This is a genomic window from Pseudofulvibacter geojedonensis (genome assembly GCF_042675745.1).
Classification (GTDB): domain Bacteria; phylum Bacteroidota; class Bacteroidia; order Flavobacteriales; family Flavobacteriaceae; genus Pseudofulvibacter; species Pseudofulvibacter geojedonensis.
In genome coordinates this window covers 430,708-450,498 of the sequence record NZ_JBHTJM010000006.1, presented here as the reverse complement: position 1 = coordinate 450,498, position 19,791 = coordinate 430,708, and the positions used below count along the sequence as shown (strand labels likewise).

The window sequence follows — 19,791 nt, the reverse complement described above, 5'->3', positions numbered from 1 at the left end:
AAGTCGAAAGTTGTTAAACCGTCTGTTAAGTTGGTATCGTTATCATTGTCATCACACAAAGCAATTGGATACGGGTCTTGAGGGTTTAAAATAGGACTGTTAAGTACTAATAGGTTAACTGGAATGATTGTGGTGCAGTTTAAACCAGGGATACTTAGTTGTGCATATATTGTTTGAGAGCTTGGAGTTACATTCGTGTAAGTAGTTTCTAAAATAGGAATGTTAGAGTCTCCACTTTCAGCTTGTGCTAAAGTACTATAAAAGTTAACCGTTACTCCATTGTTGTTTCCAGTTAATTGATTGATGATTGAGGTTAAATTAAAATCAGAAAAACCATCGTTATCTGGGTCACAAGAAGTCAAAGGTTCTGATAAAGGGAATCCTTGAGGAGCTAATGAAACAATTAAGTTTAGTGGGGCAGTACTAAAACAATTAGTATTTGTATTGGTTACTCTTACATATATAGTTTGGTTATAGGCAACAGTGTTAGTGAAAATTAAGTCTAAAGGATTAGAGTTGTTTGTTGCCTCATTTAGAGTTTCGTGTAATGTGACTAAATGACTTGTGTTGTTTGTTGCTTCATTAACAATATTAGTTAAATCAAATTCTGTAAGACCATCAGAAGTTTCATCATCACATACCATTCTATCGGTTAAAGTGTTTACGTCTGGATTAGGATTTACAATTAAATCGAATTGCATAAAAGTATTCACACAATTTGTGATTGTGTTTTCTGCTCTAACAAAAATAGTGGTATTAGAGGTGTTAAGATTCGTATTTAGAGGGTTCTGATTATTTTGAGCATCTAATAATGAACTATGGTAGCTAACATCTAAGTTTGTGTCTCCACCAGTTATATCATTTAAGTTGTTCGATAAATCAAAGTCAGCTAAAGCTGTATCACTACAGGCTTGTAAGTTGTTTAAGATGTTTGTGGCAGGAAGAGGATTGACATTAAGAGTGATATGATGTCCTAAACCCAAACAAGCATTAACATCATTGCTGTCAATTCTAACCCATATTTCTTGAGTGTTAGGAGTTGTATTTTGATAGTTTGAAATATTTTGAATTGCATTAACTTCTATTAAAGCATCGTTTTGATTTTCATAATAACTGATGTTAATATTGTTATTTCCAGGAAATAATCCTAATATTTGGTTACTAGCATTACTAAAATCAAAAATTGTTATGCCATCAAAATTATCATCACAGTTGGAATATTCTAGAAGAAAGTTAGGTGGTATTTGAGTTGTACCTACAACTAAATTTATTTGGCCATAGTTAACACAACCTTCGTTAGATATAACTCTAACAAATACATCATTACCTGTATTGCTTGTATAAGCAGTTGGGTTAGTAATTGTGTTACTGTTGTTTTGAGCGTCTGCTAAAGTGTTAAAATAAGTAAAAGTTTCGTTGGCACTATTGCTAGATAATAAAACGTTAGCTTCTTCTAAATTAAAAATAGTAAAACCATCTGTATCGTCATCACATTGTTCAAGTGTTACAGGGCTATTTATTATTGGTAATGGATTTACAACTAAGTTTAGTGGAACTACACTGGTACAATTAGTAATAGAGTTTAATAACTTGATATAAATTGTTTCTCCGGTAGAATCATAACTACTAGCTATTGGGTTGGTTCCGGCAAGAGCATTTGCTTCGCTACTGTGGTATGAAACAACAGTTACATTGCTGTTTCCTAACATGTCTAAAGGTTGATTGGCAAGTGCTTCATTGTTTGCGTCTGGCAAATTAAAAGTGCTAATCCCGTCAGAAGAGTCAAAACAAGCCTCTAATGGAGTTAAACTATTGACAACAGGTTTAGGGTTTATTGTGACAATAGCTTCACCTAAGTACGGACAATCACCATTATTAGGGTTTACTTCTACAATATAAGTTCCAGAAGAGTTAACAATTAATTCGTTCGCTGGGTTTGGAGTTGGTATTGCATTCCCATTTTGAGTCCAAGTATATGTAGCTCCAGCTAAGTTGTCTGTGTTTAGGGTGAATGTGTCGCCTTCGCAAAGCGTAAGAGTGTTCGTAACAGTATTCGGATCGTTGTCTGTATTTATAATATCGACTTTAGGAGCAAATAATGATTGTATAAAAGGAGGTAGGCCAATTCTAGAGGCTTCTTGTTGCGGAGTTGCTGCTAAATTAAGTGCAATTCCTTGTTCTATATAATTACAAGCTTGTCCGATATTTTCTGGTTCGTTAATTACACCCAAATATGCTCCGTCATTAGCATTAAAGTTAAACAGAGCTCTATAAATTTTTCCATCTGGAGCTAATTGTAAAGCACCGTGTGAATATAAGTTTGAAGAGTTGATTATTTGTTGACTTGCAGGAATGTTAGTACTAGTTAAATCATATTGAACCAATTCAGAGCCCATTTGTCCGTTTGCGGAACCACCAACAGTTGTATATAATTTTTCTCCACTAGAAGAAAATTCAACTCCGTACGGACTGTTTCCGTTGTTAGGGCTATAAAGAACTTGTTCGTTTGTAACTACTCCTGTTGCTGGATCAAAATCGTATAGATAAGTTCCTCCAGCTCCATCTCCTCCTTGAGTCGTTGCAAATCCGTAGTGAGCTACTGCTAGTTTACTACCATCGGGAGAGTTTTTAATATACCCCAAAGCGTTTCTTCTGTAACCTGAAATAGGAACAGAAGCTTGAGAGGGACTTATAATAGGGGTATTGTTAACACCTGCAACTGTAACTTCAAATGAGTAGAAGTTATTGATAAAATGAGTAACTACCCAGAACGAATTACAATCACTACTTTTTACTGCAGTTATTTTTTCTGCACATTTATATTTTCGTTCTAGTGGTACAGCAGGGTTATATGTAACCAATGCAATGTTTTTCTCAGAAGTGACAACAGCCCCATTTCCACCGTTTAGAGATATATCTACAGTTGTATAGTTTAATCCGTGATTAGAATTCTCGTTTTCATTGTGGTGTGGTTCATCTACGGTAAAAATATAATATATGTTAGAGTCGTTTGGTTTTGGTACTATAATAGCAGAAGAAGTACTAGAGGGATCACCGTTTAAACCAGTTCCGTTTAGCATTATATTATGGTTTTTATCCCAAACAGTAATTCCATCAGTGTAGAATAGTAAATCTCCGTTAGAGTCAGAAATTGTAGAACATCCTTCAGTAGTATTTATTTGTCCTCCAGAAATTGGTACGGGATTTCCACTGCTAAAATCCAATCCGGCATTGGCGCCAAAATACCAGTTATTGGCTTCACCTTGGGAGAATAAATTAATACTGTAAATGAATAGGGTTAGTAGGGTGATTTTTTTTAACATTTTCTGAGATTAGTTTTAATAAATGAATGATTTGGGTAAAATCATTTATTAAGTTCTTCAAATATAGGGAAATATAAATTTATGGCACAAAAAAAGCCCCTTCTTAAAGGAGCTTTTTTAAATTATGATAATAAGTTTCTTAAGCTTCAAATGGAACTATAGAAACATAAGACTTGTTGTTTCTTTTCTTAGTGAATTTCACTAATCCGTCAACTTGTGCATGTAAAGTATGATCTTTACCCATATACACATTTTCACCTGGATGATGTTGTGTACCTCTTTGTCTTACAAGAATGTTTCCTGCAATTGCAGCTTGACCACCAAAAATCTTAACTCCTAATCGTTTCGATTCTGATTCTCTACCGTTTTTAGAACTACCAACTCCTTTTTTATGAGCCATCTCTTAATAGGTTTTATTTGTTAATAATTTATTTTGATAAAGCAGCAATTAAATCGGCTTTCTTCATAGAAGAAATCCCTTCAATTCCTTGACTTTTTGCCATTTCTTTTAATTCAGCTACTGTTTTAGAGCTTAAATCATCTGAACTTGCAGTTTCTTTTTTAGCTTCTTTTTTTGGTGCTGCTTTTTTAGCTCCTGAAGCTACAATGTTTTCAATTACGATTTCAGTTAAAGCTTGTCTGTGACCGTTCTTAACACGGTAACCTTTTCTTCTTTTCTTTTTGAAAACAATTACTTTATCACCTTTAAGGTGCTTTAAAACTTTAGCTTCTACAGAAGCTCCGTTTATAGCTGGGGCGCCTACAGTAACATCTCCACCGCTGTCTACTAAAAGTACATTGTCAAAAGAAACTTTTTTTCCTTCGTCAGTACCTAAACGGTGAACAAATACCTTTTGGTCTTTTTCAACTTTAAATTGTTGCCCTGCTATCTCTACAATTGCGTACATAGCGTTACGTTTAAATTAAAATGTCGGCAAATATACGTTTAATTGTGTAAAGAACAAATCATTAGTGTTATTTTTCTTCAATGTTCCAGCTGGTTTTAAATAGCTGCATAAAGGTTAATGATAAGATTACTGTAGATGCAATTCCTTCCATAAATATAGTAACCAGTAATATTTTTTCAGGATTGTTAATGTTCCAGCCTAATTTAGTCATTAATCTTTCTGAGAATCCGGTATCTATATGGTACATATAAATAGCTAGAAAGGTTACAAATATACCAGTGGCAACTAAACCACTTTTGATTCCTAACCCTATTCCATCAAAGTAATTAATGTGATTGTTTAGATATTCTTTGTTCTTTTTAATTGCATAGTATATACCGTAACCTAGTATAATTCCATTAATTAAACGTAACCAATAAACTTCTGCTAGGCCCAATGAACGGATTATTAAAAAATACCCAATAAGTACCGATCCGATAACAATTCCATATTTAATAGCTGATTTTGACTGCTCCATAATTGTTTGATTTTCATGGTTTTATTGTATTAAATATCGGGTTTTTTTGTGGTTTTTTAAAATTTTATGATATAAATATTATTTAGATTTAGAGAAAGGAAGAATATTTTTTACGCATATACTGTAACATTTATTGAGTTTGAGCGTCAAACTCTAAAATTTAATTAATATATAATGAAGAAAAGTATCATTTATCTCGCTTCATTACTTTTACCTATAAGTATTATGGCGCAAAAAGTAACGTTTGAGGAATACGATTTAGACAATGGATTGCATGTAATATTGCATCAAGACAATTCGGCTCCGGTAGTAACCACATCTGTAATGTATCATGTTGGAGCAAAAGATGAAAACCCTGAGCGTACAGGTTTTGCACACTTTTTTGAACATTTGTTATTTGAAGGAACGCAGAATATTGGTAAAGGAAAATGGTTTGAAATTGTTACATCAAATGGGGGTAGTAATAATGCTAATACTACCGATGATAGAACTTATTATTATGAAGTTTTTCCATCTAATAGTTTAGAATTAGGTTTATGGATGGAGTCTGAAAGAATGTTACACCCAGTGATTGATCAGACGGGAGTAGATACACAAAATGAAGTTGTAAAAGAAGAAAAAAGATTACGAGTAGATAACCAACCTTATGGAAATTTCTTAGCAGAAATTAAGAAATTATTATTTACTAAGCATCCTTATCGTTGGGCAACTATTGGTTCTATGGAACATTTAGATGCTGCTACTTTAGAGGAATTTCAGGCTTTTAATAAAAAATACTATGTGCCAAACAATGCTGTATTGGTTGTTGCAGGAGATTTAGATGTTGCTAAAACAAAGAAAATGATTCAGAACTATTTTGGTTCTATACCAAAAGGAGCTGATGTACCAAGAATTTCTATAAAAGAAGAACCAATAACAAAAGAAATAAAGGGAGTATATCACGATCCAAATATTCAGATTCCTGGTATAGTTGCTGCTTATAGAACCCCTTCAATGAAGACGAGAGAGGCATATGCTTTAAATATGGTTTCTACTGTTTTAAGTGATGGGAAAAGTTCTCGTTTATACAAAAAGTTAGTTGATGAAAAGAAAATGGCTTTTCAGGTGGGTGCTTTTAATGTAAGTCAAGAAGATTATGGAATGTACCTAACTTTTGGTCTTCCTTTAGGAGATACTAAGTTAGAAGATTTGGTTAAAGAAATTGACGAGGAGGTAGTTAAAATTCAAACAGAGTTAATTACAGAAAGAGAGTATGAGAAATTACAAAACAAGTATGAAAATCAGTTTGTAAATGCTAATTCAGGTGTAGAAGGAATTGCTAATTCTTTGGCAAGATATTACATGTTGTTTGGAGATACTAATTTAATCAATAATGAAATAGATATTTACAGATCTATTACTAGAGAAGAGATTAGAGAAGTAGCTAAAAAATATTTAAACCCTAACCAAAGAGTTCAGTTAGAATACCTTCCTAAAAAAGATAAATAAGATGAAGAAAATATATAACATTTTAGCATTAGTTTTTATAGGAATGACGACTATGCATGCACAAGTAGACAGGTCTAAGCAACCAGTAGCTGGACCAGCGCCAACTATTAATATTGAAGCTCCTAAATCGTTTAAATTGTCAAATGGCTTAGAAGTAATGGTGGTAGAAAATAACAAGCTACCTAGAGTTTCTGTTAGTTTAACTATAGACAATCCACCAGTTTTAGACGGAGATAAAGCAGGTGTTTCTAGCTTAACAAGTGCAATGTTAGGTAAGGGGTCTAAATCAGTTTCTAAAGATGTGTTTAATGAAGAGGTTGATTATATGGGAGCTAATATGAATTTAAGCTCTAGAGGAGGTTTTGCTAGTGGGTTATCTAAATACTTTAACCGATTAGTAGAAATGATGGCAGACGCTGCAATTAATCCGAACTTTACTCAAGAAGAATTCGATAAAGAAAAAGAGAAAATTTTAGAAGGGATAAAGTCAGAAGAGAAAAATGTTAAAGCAGCAGCAGATAGAGTTAAGTATTTATTAGCATACGGTAAAAATCATCCATATGGAGAGTATGAATCTGCTCAAACAGTTGGTAATGTAAATTTATCTGACGTAAATAAGTTTTACCAAAACTATTTTGTTCCAGATAATGCTTACATGGTAGTTGTTGGTGACGTAAAGTTTAAAGATGTAAAAAAAGCCGTAACAAAAAACTTTAGTAATTGGAGAAAAGGTTTAGCACCATCAATTACCTATCCAAAGGCTCAAAATGTTCAGTTTACTCAAATAAACTTTATTGATATGCCAAATGCGGTACAGTCTGAAATTTCTGTCGTAAGTACTGTAGATTTTAAAATGAATGATGAAGATTATCATGCTGCGTTAATTGCTAATAAGATTTTAGGAGGAGGGTTTAATAGTATGTTAAACTTAAACTTGAGAGAAGCAAATGGTTGGACTTATGGTGCGCGTTCTTCATTGAGAGCAGAAAGAGATGCAGCAGCTTTATTTACTGCTGGAGCAAGTGTACGTAATGCTGTAACAGATAGTGCTGTAGTAGAAACATTAAAAGAGATCAATAATATTAGAACAGTAAATGTTACAGAAGATCAATTAAAAAATGTTAAAGCTAAGTATTTAGGAGATTTTGTTTTAGCTATGGAAAAGCCACAAACAATTGCTCGCTATGCATTAAATATTAAGCGTAATAAATTAGATAAAGATTTTTATAAAACCTTTTTATCTAAAATAAACGCTGTTACAGTTGAAGATGTTAAAAGAGTAGCAAATAAATATTTCTTAGCAAATAATTTACGTGTAGTTATAGCTGGTAAAGGAAGTGAAGTTGTTGAAGCATTAGAGAGAGTACAGTACAATGGAAAAAAATTACCAATTAAGTATTTTGATAAATATGGAAATGCTACAGAAAGACCAGTTTTTTCTAAACCTATTCCAAAAGGAGTGACTGCTAAAACGGTTATAGAAAACTACATAAAAGCAGTTGGAGGTGAAGAAAAATTAGCATCAGTAAAAACATTGCACTTTACAGGAGATTTTAATGCTATGGGACAAACTATGAAGCTTAATAAAAAGCAAATGATCCCTAACAAAGAGTTGCAGGAAGTGCTACATCCTCAAGCAGGACCAATATTTAAACAAGTATTTGATGGAGAAAAAGGTTATTCAGCCCAGATGGGACAACAAAAGCCATTAGAAGGTGAAGATTTAGAAAAATCTAAAGCCAAGAAAAATGTATTATTTGAAGAGTTGGTATTAGATATCTCTAAAGCAACTTTAGAGAGTGTTGTGTCTATAAACGGAGAAGATGCTTATTTAATTAAAGTAGGTGATGAATCTAGATTTTACAATGCTAAATCGGGTTATTTGGTAAAAGTAGAAGAAACTATTGAGGCTCAAGGTCAAAAAGTTTCTGTGTCTACAGAGTATAGTAACTATACACCAACTAATGGAGTTCAATTTCCATTCTCTGTAACTATTAAACAAGGTCCGCAAACTTTTGGAATGATTATAAAAGAAGTAAAAGTAAACGAAGGTGTTACTGAAGCTGATTTTAAATAAAAGTAGTTTTAAATAGTATATTAAGTCCGAAGTAATTACTTCGGACTTTTTTTTGCTTTTTTATTAGCTAAATAAACTCCTAACAGAATAATTCCGGCTGCAATTAATTGAAGCATGTTGAGCTTTTCGCCATATAGTGTTCCTAAAATAACTGCAACAATTGGTATGGTATAAGTAACCGAGCTTGCAAAAATGGGAGTAGCTATTTGTACTAATTTATTAAACATTATTTTGGCAATTCCTGTGCCAAAAACAGCCAAGGCAAGTACACTAATGATTGCATTTTTTATCTTATAATTATTAGAAAAATCTAAATCGAAGAATTTAGTAAAATAAAGCATAATTGCAGAGGGGATAAAAATTACAATAAAGTTTCCTACAGCAATACTAATAGGGTTTAGGTCTTGTAAATGCTTTTTGATAATATGAACATTAAACGCATAACAAATAGATGCAGCAAGAACTAGTAAGCTATACAAGTAATTTTGGTTTGGATTTAATCCTTTGCTTAAAATAATAAGTATAACGGTTCCTGTTAATCCAGTTAAAACTCCTAAAAGTTGATTTTTAGTGAATTTAGAAGAAAATGCTAAATAACCAAAAATGATAGTGTTTAAAGGAGTAAGAGAATTAAGGATAGAAGCAATAGAACTGTCTATTTGAGTGTGTGCATAAGAAAATAAAAACACGGGGAAAAAGGTGCCTAAGAAAGCAGATAAAGCGACCCACTTAACATGTTTTTTTCTGATTTTTTTGATTTGATTAAAACCAATTACAAAAAGGAATAAGGAGCAAATTACAATACGTAAGGCGCCTAGTTGTAAAGCAGATAGTCCATTGTCTATGGCTATTTTCATTAAAACAAAAGAACTTCCCCATATAACAGAAAGTATAATAAGAAAGATCCATTTAAGATTGTGATTGTTCATGTTGCAAAAGTCATAATTTTAACTTACTTAAAGGGTTTATTTCTTAAATTTGTAATGAATTAAAATTAAAAGGTATAGATATGAAAATTTCAAAAATAATTTTATTACTGGTATGCTCGGTTTTTGTATTGGTTTCTTGTAAGAAAGAAGCTTCTGCTCCTGAAGAAGTAACAGTTGAATACAATGAAGAAGAGAAAAAGCCAATAGCTGAAAATGCAACTATAGCTAAAGCGAAATTCAATATTGATGGAATGACTTGTGCAGTAGGATGTGCAGCGAAAATAGAAAAAAGTTTAGCTAAAATGGACGGGGTAGCTTCTGCAAAAGTAGATTTTGAAACGAAAACTGCTGAAGTTTCTTATGATGTAGATCAAGTGACAACTAGTTTATTAAGTGATCGAGTTGCTAAAACAGGAAGTATGTATAAAGTAAAAAATATGCAAACTATAACAGAGTAATGTGAAATCATGAAAATGATAATACAGTTATAGCTTACAATAAAAAAAGCCTCTTGATATTCAAGAGGCTTTTTTTATTGTAAAAAGTAAATACACTTTTTTAGTATCTATAGTGTTCAGGCTTAAATGGGCCTTCTATAGTAACACCAATATATTCAGCTTGGTCTTGGCGTAACTCAGTTAACTCAACTCCAATTTTAGCTAAATGTAGTTTTGCTACTTTTTCATCTAAATGCTTAGGTAGCATATATACATCATTTTTATATGCATCAGCGTTATTCCATAATTCAATCTGAGCTAAAGTTTGATTTGTAAATGAGTTAGACATTACAAAACTTGGGTGACCAGTTGCACATCCTAAGTTTACTAAACGTCCTTCAGCTAAAATGATAATATCATTTCCTTTTACATTGTACTTGTCTACTTGTGGTTTGATTTCAATTTTAGAATCACCATAAGTACCGTTTAACCAAGCCATGTCAATTTCATTATCGAAGTGACCAATGTTACAAACAATGGTTTTATCTTTCATAGCTTCAAAGTGTTGTCCTTGAACAATATCTTTGTTTCCTGTTGTAGTAATTACGATATCTGCATTACCTACAACTGTTTCTAATCTTTTTACTTCAAAACCATCCATAGCAGCTTGTAAAGCACAAATTGGGTCAATTTCAGTAACCGTTACAATAGAACCAGCTCCACGGAAAGAGGCTGCGGTACCTTTACCTACATCTCCATATCCACAAACTACTACTCTTTTACCTGCCAACATAATATCTGTAGCACGACGAACAGCATCTACAGCAGATTCTTTACATCCGTATTTGTTGTCGAACTTAGATTTAGTAACAGAATCGTTTACGTTAATTGCTGGCATTGGTAAAGTTCCGTTCTTAACTCTTTCGTATAAACGGTGAACACCCGTTGTAGTTTCTTCAGATAATCCATTAATTCCAGCAGCTAACTCAGGATATTTATCTAATACCATATTAGTTAAATCTCCTCCATCATCTAAAATCATGTTTAATGGTTTCTTTTCCTCTCCAAAGAATAAAGTTTGTTCTATACACCAATCAAATTCTTCTTCGTTCATACCTTTCCAAGCGTATACTGGAGTTCCAGCAGCAGCAATAGCAGCAGCAGCTTGATCTTGAGTTGAGAAAATATTACAAGAACTCCAAGTAACTTCAGCACCTAAAGCTTGTAAAGTTTCAATTAAAACTGCGGTTTGAATAGTCATATGTAAACAACCTGCAATACGAGCTCCTTTTAAAGGTTGCTCATTTTTGTATTCTTCTCTTAAACTCATTAAACCTGGCATTTCAGCTTCTGCCAGCTCTATTTCCTTTCTTCCCCAATCTGCTAGAGAAATGTCCTTTACTTTATAAGGAACATAAGTTGTTGTTTTTGTACTCATACTTATTATCTTTGTTTTTATAGCAATTTTTGCGACAGCAAAGTTAAGGAATAACTTTTACTTTTTAAATGCCTTTATTTAAGACTATTAACCATAGCAAAAGAACAGTAGTATATATCTGGAAGATAGAAGAGTCTTTAGAACAACTTTATAATGAAGTTGTTTTAAACGATAGGAGTTCTAAAAGAGTTGCAGGAATGAAATCTGAATCGCATATAAAAGGATTTTTGGCGGTTAGAAAGCTACTTGAAATTGCCGGTTATACAGATTTTGATTTGTTTTATACAGAAGACGGTAAGCCGCATTTAAAGGATGGTAAAATAATAACCATATCTCATTCATTTGATTTTTCGGTAATCGCTATATCAAACGATACTATTGGGATTGATATTGAAAAAAACAGAGAGAAAATTAAACGAATAGCTCATAAGTTCGTTGGTAAGGAAAAAGAGTTTTTGGTTGAAGAAAATTTAGTAGAACAACTAACAGTTATTTGGGGGGCAAAAGAAAGCTTGTTTAAAATTCACCCAGATGGAGGTTTACTTTTTATTGAACATTTACCCATTGATGAGTTTAATTTATTCCATAAGCAAACTAAAGGTTATATATTAAAAGAGCCTTTAAACGAATCCTATTCTATCTACTTTGATATTTTTGAAGGCTATTCTCTTGTTTATGCAACCAACGATTTACCTTTGTTTTAGATGAACTCTATTTATAAAGATATACTTATAGCTAAAAAACAGCAAAAAAGACTATTAGCTGTATTATTAGATCCAGATAAATTATTGGCTAAAGATGTAGCTAAAATAGTTTATAAAATAAATGAGAGCCATGCTACTCATATATTTGTTGGGGGCAGCACTGTTGCTAATGGAGAGACAGAAACTTTAGTTGTTGAAATAAAAAAACACACTAGTTTACCTGTAGTACTATTTCCTGGAAATTTTAATCAGGTGACTTATAAAGCAGACGCTATTCTATTCTTGAGTTTATTATCTGGAAGAAATCCTGAATATTTGATAGAGCAACAAATAAAAGCTGCTCCGTATTTAAGAGAAATAAATTTAGAAATTATTCCTACCGGATATGTTTTGGTAAATGGAGGTGTGGAAACAGCTGTTCAAAAAGTTAGTAGAACAGTACCAATAGAGCAAGAAAACACTGAATTAATTACCAATACTGCTTTAGCAGGAGAATATTTAGGTAAAAAGTTAATTTATTTAGAAGCAGGTTCAGGGGCAATTCAAACGGTAAGAATAAAAAATATATCTTCTGTAGCTAAAGCATTATCTATACCTCTAATTGTTGGAGGCGGAATTCGCTCACAACAACAAATGCAACTAGCTTACGATGCTGGTGCTGATTTAGTAGTAATAGGAACAGCTTTTGAAAACGATTCTACATTTTTTGAAAAATAAATTCAACAAACTGCAACAAATTAAAAATGGTTAAGTCTTTACTCTGACTAACTACTAACTCTAATGCAACAACAAGAAATCATTCAATTGGTTGAGGGCTGTAAAAAACAAAATCAAAAAGCGCAATTGGCACTTTATGATATGTTTTATAGAGCTATGTATAATACAGCTTTGCGAATTGTACAAGACAAAATGTTGGCAGAAGATATTATGCAAGAAGCTTTTATTACGGTATTTGCAAAAATAGAGAGTTTAGATGAAGTAATTACATTTCCTAAGTGGTTAAAACAGATTGTAGTAAATAAGAGTTTAAACTTTTTAAAAAAGGAAAAACGTTTTACTTCTTTAGAAATGAGTTCGTTAAAAGAAGAGGTTGATGATGGTTTTTGGAGTGTAGAAGAAACAAAAGATGTTAAGCAAATAATACTAGCAATAAACGATTTAAAAGAAAATTATAGAGTCTTACTTACCCTTTATTATATAGAAGGGTATGATTATGAAGAAATTGTACAGATAACTGGTTTTACACATGTTAATTGTAGAACTCTTTTGTCTAGAGCTAAGAAAAGTTTACAAAAAAAAATGCAACCATGTTTGAAAGCGATTATATAAAAAACAGGTTTAAAGAGCAGGAAGGTTTTTTAGATACAGAAGAACCAAGTGCACATCATAGAGATAAGTTTTTAAAAAAACTTCAGCAAAATGAAGCTAAAAAAGCTAATGTAAAGACCAATAAAAAATGGTGGCAATATAGTGTAGCAGCTGTATTTATATTAAGTGTTGGTTTTGCAGTTTTAAATATGTTTCAGCAAGATGTAACAGAAGAAGTGGTTACAACAGAACACAGTAAGTTACCTCAGGAAGTGGTAAACATTCAGTTCTATATGGAAGAAAGTATTAGAAAAGAGTTAGCAAAAATAGAATTGGAGAGAAATTCTGACACCGAAGCTATCATAGAAGCTGCGTTTAAACAATTAGATTTTTTAGAAGCTGAACAAAAGAATATACAAGAAAAGCTAAAGCTTAACTATGATAAGAGATTAGTTAAATCATTAATAGATAATTTTAATTATAGAGTTCAATTACTAGAAAATGTAATGCAACAGATTGAAATTAGTAAGGAGATTACAAATAATAACCAAGAGTATGAAGTTATATAAAATTGTATTACTACTATGTTTTTTATTGGTTAATCAGTTTTTAGAAGCGAGTAACGGTGAAAAATTTAGCCACATGGATGAGAAAAAAATCCATAGAGAGTTTAAGTATAAACCAGGAATGTTGTTAAATGTTCATAATTCGTATGGAAACATTGATATAACCGCTTGGGAAGGAAATAAAATAATTGTAGACGCACTAGTAATTGTTAAGGGGGAAACTAAAGCAGAGGTAGATGAGTTGTTAAAGAAAGTTGATATTGCTTTTTCTGAAAATTTAAAAGAAGGAATAATTACATTATTAACTAGAAAGGAAACATATAAGTATAATGACTATAGAGAGATCCACTATCAAATTAAAGTGCCAAAAAGTTGTCATTTAAGCATCACAAACAACTATGGAGATATCTCTCTAGATGCCTCTAATGCTTCAGTAAGTTTAAAAGCATATTATGGTAATATTAAAGCAGGAAAGCTCAACGGTGTGGCTAAGATAGAAACCTCATTTTCACAAAGAAACTCATTCGATTATATAAAGAAAGGAACAATAAAAGGACAATTTTGTGATTATAAAATTATGAAGTCTGAAGTACTAGAAATTAGAGATATGGCCTCATCTAATGGTGTTATACAAGAAGTTTCAAATTTAAAGTACAAATGTAATTATGGATCACTAACAATAGGAAACGTAACTAATAGTCTAGAAGGAAAAGGAGAATATCTTACAATGAATATTGAAAATAGCAATGTGCAAGAGAAAATGAAGATAGAGGCTTATTATGGCTATGTAGATATTAAGAATTGGAATAATTATTCGGCAGAATTCGATATAGATAATGCAAAATTAATATTAGGGTACAACAACAATATATCTTTTGGTTATAATATATTAACAAGAGATTGTATAGTAGAATCTATTATTAACAATCTTCCTAAAGATTTTAAACGACATCATTCAGATGATAAAGGCAATAACCAACGAATTTGTGGTTATTTTAAAGAAAAGTTTTCTAAAAACTATTTATTGTTAGAAATGGTTAATAGCATTTTAAAGTTTGAAAACTCGAAACCTATAACTCCTTAAATATCTCTTGTATATAAATGCTTTTATCGATTCAATAACTCGATAAGAAATACTCTTGTCTAAAAAGAAATGACAGCAACTATTTATTATAAATAATAATAGTATTAACAGGTTATATGATAATATTAACTTTTTGTAAATAAAAACCTGTTTATTAAAAATATATTTTCGTTCAAAAAATAAAGTAATCAATGAAGAAAAATTTAGTAGCTCTTAGTCTATTATTAGTAAGCTTTTTAACCAATGCTCAAATAACTGGTGTTGTAACCAATAATAAACAAGAAGTTTTGCCTAGTGTGAATGTTTATTTAGAAGATTCTTATACAGGAACAACCACAAATGAAAATGGTATTTATGAATTAGTAATAGATCAAGAAAGACAATACACTGTGGTGTTTCAGTATTTGGGGTTTAAAACTATAAAAAAGACAATACATATTACACAATTTCCTTACGAGTTAAATGTGGTAATGAGTGAACAAGAAACTTCTCTAGATGAAATAAGTATAGAGGCAAAAGTAGACCCAGGAGCTACCATTATAAAAAAAACAATTCAAAAACAAAAGCAGAATATATCTAGAGTTAATCAATATACTTGCGACTTTTATTCAAAAGGAATTTATGGAATAAAAAATGCTCCTAAAAAAATATTCGGGCAAGATTTAGATGATTTTTTTGTTGCACTAGATTCTACAAGAAGCGGTATTGTTTATTTGTCTGAAACAATTTCAAAAATTAAATTTAAAGCGCCTAATAATTTTAAAGAGCACATGTTAGCTTCTAAAGTAAGTGGTGATGATAGCGGATTTAGTTTTAATTCGGCTTCAGAGTTTAATCTCAACTTTTACCATAACACGGTGAATCTAGATGAGGCTGAAGTAATTTCACCGTTAGCCAAGTTTGCTTTTACGTATTATAAATATCAATTAGAAGATCTTATTTATGAAAATGGTGTGGCAATTAACAAAATTAAAGTAACGCCTAAAAGACCACAAGAGCGTGTGTTTGAAGGCTATGTTTATATAGTAGAAGATCAATGGCAGTTATACGGAGTAGATCTAAAAGTAACAGGAAAACAATTGCAAAGTCTTGCTTTTGATCAGATGCTTTTAAAACAAAATTTTAGATACAATAAGGAAAATAAATTTTGGGTATTACTTTCTCAAGAAATGGAATTTAAATTCAAATTTTTAAAATTAAAAGGAGACGGAAGATTTACAGCTGTTTATAGTAATTATAATTTTAATCCAGAGTTTGATAGAAAGACATTTAACAAAGAAGTATTGCTGGTAGAAAAAGGAGCCAATAAAAAAGATAGTTTGTATTGGGGCGCTAATAGACCTATGCGTTTAACAAGCTTAGAAAAGAATGATTATAAGGTAAAAGATAGTATAAAGGTAATAAGAGAGTCTAAAGAATATTTAGATTCTATAGATAGAAAAAATAACAAGTTTAAATTAGGTGATTTAATTACTAGTTATACATATAATAATACACATAAAAAGTGGTATTGGGGAGTACGTTCTCCGTTGTTTGCAGTGCAGTTTAATACCGTACAAGGTTGGTATAGTAATTTAAACCTATTTTATGGTAAGAGAAATAAAGATAAAGGAAGCTTCACTCATATTTCTTCTAAAGTAGATTATGGCTTGTCTGAAGAAAAATTTAGACTTTCAGGTAGATTTTTTAAACAGTTTAATAGCTTTTCTAGACCGACATTAGTTGTTTCTGGAGGAAGAAAATTATCTCAGTTTAACGAGTCAGAACCTATATCTCCATTGGTAAATACGGTAAGCACTTTGTTTTTTGAAGACAACTATGCTAAATTTTACGATAAAACTTTTGCTGCAGCAACTTTTGGAAAAGAAGTTATAAACGGGTTAAGAGTTAATATAGGAGCTTCTTTTGAAGAGAGAAAACCAGTTTTTAATACAACAGATTATGTAACTATTAATGAAGATGATAAGGTGTATACAAGTAATAATCCGTTAGATCCATTCAGTAGCTCAGCTATTATAAACAAACACAATATTACGAAAGTTAAACTATCTGCTTCGTACAGATTAGGGCAAGAATATAGTACTTATCCAGACGGAAAGTACAATCACAATTACTATAGTGAAACTCCATTGTTTTTAATGAGTTACGAGCGAGCTATTGGTGCAAGTAATAATAATTATAAGTTCGGATTGTTAAAAGCGGGTATTAGACAAAATAAGAGTCTTTCTAACAAAGGAAAATTAAGGTATAGCTTAACAGGAGGCTTGTTTATGAAAGCTGATGGCATTTCGTTTGTCGATTATAAACACTTTAACGGAAATCAGACACATGTAAGTTTAAGAGAGGATCTTAATAGTTTTAACATTATGCCTTACTATACTTTTAGTACTAATAATAACTATGCAGAAATTCATGTAAAGCATGATTTTAAAGGGTATGTGTTAGGGAAATTACCTCTTTTAAATAGATTAAATTTCAACTTAACTATAGGGAGTCATATAGCGTTTATAAATAACACCAAACCTTATAGTGAATACTCGGTAGGATTAAATAACATAGGTTGGGGTAAAATGCGTTTTTTGAGTGTAGATTTTGTAAAATCTTTTCATAATGGTCAATCAGAAAGCGGTTTTTTATTCGGTGTTAAATTAAATTAATATTAGCTGAATTCGTTGAGGGTTGTTCTGTGCCATTAATAAACCTTCAGCGTATTCACTATGAATAACTAATCAATAAAAACAGATTCTCTACTTAAATGTATAACCGCCTAAGGGCGGTTTTTTTATTGTAAATTTATTTAAAAGTGTAACAATTTGAAAAAGAGTGTTACTCTATAATAACTAACTTACTAAATGTCATCATCAATTAAAATCGAACAGTTATTAGAACAGTGTAAGCAAAACAATAGGCTTGCACAAATGAATGTGTATAAAGCCTATTGTAATGCCATGTATAATGTTGCTTTTAGAATAGTAAAAAATGATGCTATTGCAGAAGATGTTGTTCAAGAGGCTTTTTTAACAGCTTTTACAGATTTAAATAAGTTAGAAGATTATAATGCTTTTGGAAGTTGGCTAAAAAAAATTGTGACTTTTAAAAGTATAAATGAGTTAAGAAAAGATAAAAATGTTTTAACGCCACTAGAAGGAGTAGCGTACAAATTAACCGACTCTGAACCTGAAGAAATAAACATAACAAATTTAAAAATTCAAGAAGTTTTTAAATTTATTAATGAGCTAAAAGACAACTACAGGTTATTACTTACGCTTCATTTTGTAGAAGGGTATGATTATGATGAAATTGTAGAAATAACTGGTTTGAGTTATGCCAATTGTAGAACTACAATCTCTAGAGCAAAAGAAAGTTTACGTAAAAAAATGGCTATTTATGCTTAAAGACAATAAACATATACAAGATTTTTTTCAAGAAGGTATAGAGCATCTTAATACTAGAGAAATGTCTAAAAATCACGAATTGCGATTTTTAGAGAAGCTTGAAAAAAACAAGAAAAAGAAAACAAATAAGTTCAGGTACTTAAGTCTTGCTGCATCTGTTGTTTTATTATTAGGTTTTTTTGTGTTTAAAAACACGAATGGCTTTAGAGAGGTAGAAGAACCAAACTCTTTTCCTCAAGAAGTAGTCGAAGCTCATCAATATTACGATGGCATTATAATGAAACAGCTAGTAAAATTAGAGTCGTTTATAAATGAAGATAACTCGGTTTTAATAGCCGATACGGTTGCCGAACTTAAAAAATTAAAAACAGAAGAAGAAGAATTGTTAACTCAATTAGAGAATAACTATAACGAGAGAATTATTAAGGCCTTAATAGATAATTTTCAAATCAGAATTAATTTGTTAGAAAACGTTATACAACAGGTTAATGAAATCAATCAATTAAAAAACGAATATCATGAAGAGATTATATAAAGTAATACTGCTATTGTTGTTACCCTTTTTGGTAACAGCTCATAACGGACATAAAAAAGGGAAACATACAGAAGAAAAGAATTTCCAGCATGAAGTATCGGTTAGCAAAAACGCAATAGTAGAAATATCAAACAAGTTTGGAGACGTTAATGTTACATCCTGGAATCAGGAAAAAGTAAAAATTGATGTTAAAGTAAGTGTAAATGGAGATGATAAAGAATTAGTGCTAAAAAAACTAAATAGTATTACAATAAATTTTAGTGGAGATGCCAATCGTGTTAAAGCAGAAACTATGTTTAATGACTTGAAAAATAGGTGGGGTAAAGGTAAAAAGCTAAACTTTGATATTACTTATGTAGTTAAATTACCTAAGAGTAATTCAGTAAATATAGAAAATAAGTACGGCAATATTTATTTAGATGAGTTAGATGGTAACGCAATTATTTCGTGTAGTTACGGAGATGTTTCTTTAGAAGCTCTTAACGGCAACGATAATATGGTTAAGATGAATTATTCTGGTGGTTCTGAGATAAAATATATTAAAAACGGAAAGATTAAAGGGAACTATAATACTTACAAAATAGGAAAAGCAGGAGATTTGCAAATCAATACAGGGTATACTAAAACATCAATAGGTAAAGCTAACACAATTATCTATGATGGAAATTACGGAGGATTAAATATAGATGAAATAGAAAATTTAACAGTAGATGCTAATTACTTAGGTTTAAAATTGAAGAAATTGTTATCTAAATTAAAATTCGACGGGAATTATGGTTTGGTAAGAATTGATGATATAGAAAAAACAGTTGAAAAGATTGATGTAGATAGTAATTACTCTAAAGTGTTATTAAAATATTCTGAAGGCGCAAATTTTGATTTTGATTTGGATATAAAGTATGCTGGATTTCAGAAAACAGACGATGTGATTATAGTTACTAAAGAAAATAAAACATCAACCAGAGCTTATGAAGGTTTTGTAGGTAGTAAAAATTCGGGTAATGTTATTATTATAAATTCAAATTACGGAGGAGTAGAATTGAAAAAGAAAGATAATTAATTGTCAGAAACTTAAGGCTTGC

Annotated in this window: 17 protein-coding genes and 1 pseudogene; 12 read left to right on the top strand and 6 right to left on the bottom strand. The window is 31.1% G+C overall.

Going from position 1 to position 19,791, the window contains the following annotated elements; all coding sequences use genetic code 11:
• The 4 genes and pseudogenes from ACFQ1O_RS07055 to ACFQ1O_RS07040 all read right to left on the bottom strand — a co-directional run.
• Nucleotides 1–3,323 (bottom strand): annotated as a pseudogene (locus ACFQ1O_RS07055) (hypothetical protein); the annotation flags it as partial.
• Nucleotides 3,324–3,462: 139 nt separating this feature from the next.
• Nucleotides 3,463–3,723 (bottom strand): 50S ribosomal protein L27, encoded by a 261-nt coding sequence (gene rpmA, locus ACFQ1O_RS07050; protein ID WP_377714778.1) that lies wholly within the window; start codon nt 3,721–3,723, stop codon nt 3,463–3,465.
• 28 nt (nt 3,724–3,751) lie between these two features.
• A complete protein-coding gene (rplU, locus tag ACFQ1O_RS07045; protein WP_377714776.1) occupies nt 3,752–4,231 on the bottom strand; it encodes a 50S ribosomal protein L21 in 480 nt (159 codons plus the stop codon).
• Nucleotides 4,232–4,298: 67 nt separating this feature from the next.
• Nucleotides 4,299–4,748, bottom strand: a complete 450-nt coding sequence (locus tag ACFQ1O_RS07040) for a DUF4199 domain-containing protein (protein WP_377714774.1) — start codon at nt 4,746–4,748, stop codon at nt 4,299–4,301.
• A 174-nt stretch (nt 4,749–4,922) separates the two neighbouring features.
• Between ACFQ1O_RS07040 and ACFQ1O_RS07035 the strand changes: the two genes are divergently transcribed.
• On the top strand, nt 4,923–6,236 hold the full coding sequence (locus tag ACFQ1O_RS07035) for a M16 family metallopeptidase (RefSeq protein ID WP_377714772.1): 1,314 nt from the start codon (nt 4,923–4,925) through the stop codon (nt 6,234–6,236).
• A gap of 1 nt (nt 6,237) precedes the next feature.
• Nucleotides 6,238–8,313: a M16 family metallopeptidase gene (locus ACFQ1O_RS07030; RefSeq protein ID WP_377714770.1), complete on the top strand. Its 2,076-nt coding sequence runs from the start codon at nt 6,238–6,240 to the stop codon at nt 8,311–8,313.
• Between the two features lie 35 nt (nt 8,314–8,348).
• Here the strand turns inward: ACFQ1O_RS07030 and ACFQ1O_RS07025 are convergent, their stop codons facing one another.
• Entirely contained in the window at nt 8,349–9,242 is an 894-nt protein-coding gene (locus ACFQ1O_RS07025) for a DMT family transporter (RefSeq protein WP_377714768.1), read from the bottom strand.
• An 80-nt stretch (nt 9,243–9,322) separates the two neighbouring features.
• Here ACFQ1O_RS07025 and ACFQ1O_RS07020 point away from each other — a divergent pair, with 80 nt between their 5' ends.
• Nucleotides 9,323–9,700, top strand: a complete 378-nt coding sequence (locus ACFQ1O_RS07020) for a heavy-metal-associated domain-containing protein (RefSeq protein ID WP_377714766.1) — start codon at nt 9,323–9,325, stop codon at nt 9,698–9,700.
• A 100-nt stretch (nt 9,701–9,800) separates the two neighbouring features.
• Here ACFQ1O_RS07020 and ahcY read toward each other — a convergent pair whose 3' ends face one another.
• The gene (ahcY, locus tag ACFQ1O_RS07015; RefSeq protein WP_377714764.1) at nt 9,801–11,117 is read right to left on the bottom strand and encodes an adenosylhomocysteinase; all 1,317 of its coding nucleotides are present in this window, start codon (nt 11,115–11,117) and stop codon (nt 9,801–9,803) included.
• A gap of 68 nt (nt 11,118–11,185) precedes the next feature.
• On the opposite strand from ahcY, the gene ACFQ1O_RS07010 reads away from it, so the two are divergent.
• The 9 genes from ACFQ1O_RS07010 to ACFQ1O_RS06970 all read left to right on the top strand — a co-directional run bounded on the left by ACFQ1O_RS07010 (nt 11,186) and on the right by ACFQ1O_RS06970 (nt 19,769).
• On the top strand, nt 11,186–11,821 hold the full coding sequence (locus ACFQ1O_RS07010) for a 4'-phosphopantetheinyl transferase family protein (protein ID WP_377714762.1): 636 nt from the start codon (nt 11,186–11,188) through the stop codon (nt 11,819–11,821).
• Nucleotides 11,822–12,538, top strand: a complete 717-nt coding sequence (locus tag ACFQ1O_RS07005) for a geranylgeranylglyceryl/heptaprenylglyceryl phosphate synthase (RefSeq protein WP_377714760.1) — start codon at nt 11,822–11,824, stop codon at nt 12,536–12,538. It begins immediately after the preceding gene.
• Nucleotides 12,539–12,601: 63 nt separating this feature from the next.
• Nucleotides 12,602–13,150, top strand: coding sequence for an RNA polymerase sigma factor (locus ACFQ1O_RS07000; RefSeq protein ID WP_377714758.1), 549 nt, complete (start codon nt 12,602–12,604; stop codon nt 13,148–13,150).
• A complete protein-coding gene (locus ACFQ1O_RS06995; protein ID WP_377714756.1) occupies nt 13,129–13,698 on the top strand; it encodes a hypothetical protein in 570 nt (189 codons plus the stop codon). The genes ACFQ1O_RS07000 and ACFQ1O_RS06995 overlap by 22 nt, the downstream gene beginning before the upstream one ends.
• Complete coding sequence (locus ACFQ1O_RS06990; RefSeq protein ID WP_377714754.1) at nt 13,685–14,779, top strand: hypothetical protein; 1,095 nt, start codon at nt 13,685–13,687, stop codon at nt 14,777–14,779. The genes ACFQ1O_RS06995 and ACFQ1O_RS06990 overlap by 14 nt, the downstream gene beginning before the upstream one ends.
• Nucleotides 14,780–14,970: 191 nt before the next feature.
• Entirely contained in the window at nt 14,971–17,436 is a 2,466-nt protein-coding gene (locus ACFQ1O_RS06985; RefSeq protein ID WP_377714752.1) for a DUF5686 and carboxypeptidase regulatory-like domain-containing protein, read from the top strand.
• A 195-nt stretch (nt 17,437–17,631) separates the two neighbouring features.
• Nucleotides 17,632–18,174: an RNA polymerase sigma factor gene (locus ACFQ1O_RS06980; RefSeq protein ID WP_377714750.1), complete on the top strand. Its 543-nt coding sequence runs from the start codon at nt 17,632–17,634 to the stop codon at nt 18,172–18,174.
• Nucleotides 18,104–18,709, top strand: coding sequence for a hypothetical protein (locus ACFQ1O_RS06975; protein ID WP_377714748.1), 606 nt, complete (start codon nt 18,104–18,106; stop codon nt 18,707–18,709). The genes ACFQ1O_RS06980 and ACFQ1O_RS06975 overlap by 71 nt, the downstream gene beginning before the upstream one ends.
• On the top strand, nt 18,693–19,769 hold the full coding sequence (locus ACFQ1O_RS06970; RefSeq protein ID WP_377714746.1) for a hypothetical protein: 1,077 nt from the start codon (nt 18,693–18,695) through the stop codon (nt 19,767–19,769). Before ACFQ1O_RS06975 ends, ACFQ1O_RS06970 begins: the two co-directional genes overlap by 17 nt.
• Nucleotides 19,770–19,791 lie beyond the last annotated feature (22 nt).

Coding starts and splice junctions, on each gene's coding strand:
- ACFQ1O_RS07005 (WP_377714760.1), top strand. CDS start 11,822: ATGAACTCTATTTATAAAGATATACTTATAGCTAAAAAACAGCAAAAA.
- ACFQ1O_RS06995 (WP_377714756.1), top strand. CDS start 13,129: ATGTTTGAAAGCGATTATATAAAAAACAGGTTTAAAGAGCAGGAAGGT.
- ACFQ1O_RS06970 (WP_377714746.1), top strand. CDS start 18,693: ATGAAGAGATTATATAAAGTAATACTGCTATTGTTGTTACCCTTTTTG.
- ACFQ1O_RS07010 (WP_377714762.1), top strand. CDS start 11,186: ATGCCTTTATTTAAGACTATTAACCATAGCAAAAGAACAGTAGTATAT.
- ACFQ1O_RS07020 (WP_377714766.1), top strand. CDS start 9,323: ATGAAAATTTCAAAAATAATTTTATTACTGGTATGCTCGGTTTTTGTA.
- ACFQ1O_RS07000 (WP_377714758.1), top strand. CDS start 12,602: ATGCAACAACAAGAAATCATTCAATTGGTTGAGGGCTGTAAAAAACAA.
- rplU (WP_377714776.1), bottom strand. CDS start 4,231: ATGTACGCAATTGTAGAGATAGCAGGGCAACAATTTAAAGTTGAAAAA.
- ACFQ1O_RS06975 (WP_377714748.1), top strand. CDS start 18,104: ATGCCAATTGTAGAACTACAATCTCTAGAGCAAAAGAAAGTTTACGTA.
- ACFQ1O_RS07035 (WP_377714772.1), top strand. CDS start 4,923: ATGAAGAAAAGTATCATTTATCTCGCTTCATTACTTTTACCTATAAGT.
- ACFQ1O_RS07025 (WP_377714768.1), bottom strand. CDS start 9,242: ATGAACAATCACAATCTTAAATGGATCTTTCTTATTATACTTTCTGTT.
- ACFQ1O_RS06985 (WP_377714752.1), top strand. CDS start 14,971: ATGAAGAAAAATTTAGTAGCTCTTAGTCTATTATTAGTAAGCTTTTTA.
- ACFQ1O_RS07030 (WP_377714770.1), top strand. CDS start 6,238: ATGAAGAAAATATATAACATTTTAGCATTAGTTTTTATAGGAATGACG.
- rpmA (WP_377714778.1), bottom strand. CDS start 3,723: ATGGCTCATAAAAAAGGAGTTGGTAGTTCTAAAAACGGTAGAGAATCA.
- ACFQ1O_RS06990 (WP_377714754.1), top strand. CDS start 13,685: ATGAAGTTATATAAAATTGTATTACTACTATGTTTTTTATTGGTTAAT.
- ACFQ1O_RS06980 (WP_377714750.1), top strand. CDS start 17,632: ATGTCATCATCAATTAAAATCGAACAGTTATTAGAACAGTGTAAGCAA.
- ahcY (WP_377714764.1), bottom strand. CDS start 11,117: ATGAGTACAAAAACAACAACTTATGTTCCTTATAAAGTAAAGGACATT.
- ACFQ1O_RS07040 (WP_377714774.1), bottom strand. CDS start 4,748: ATGGAGCAGTCAAAATCAGCTATTAAATATGGAATTGTTATCGGATCG.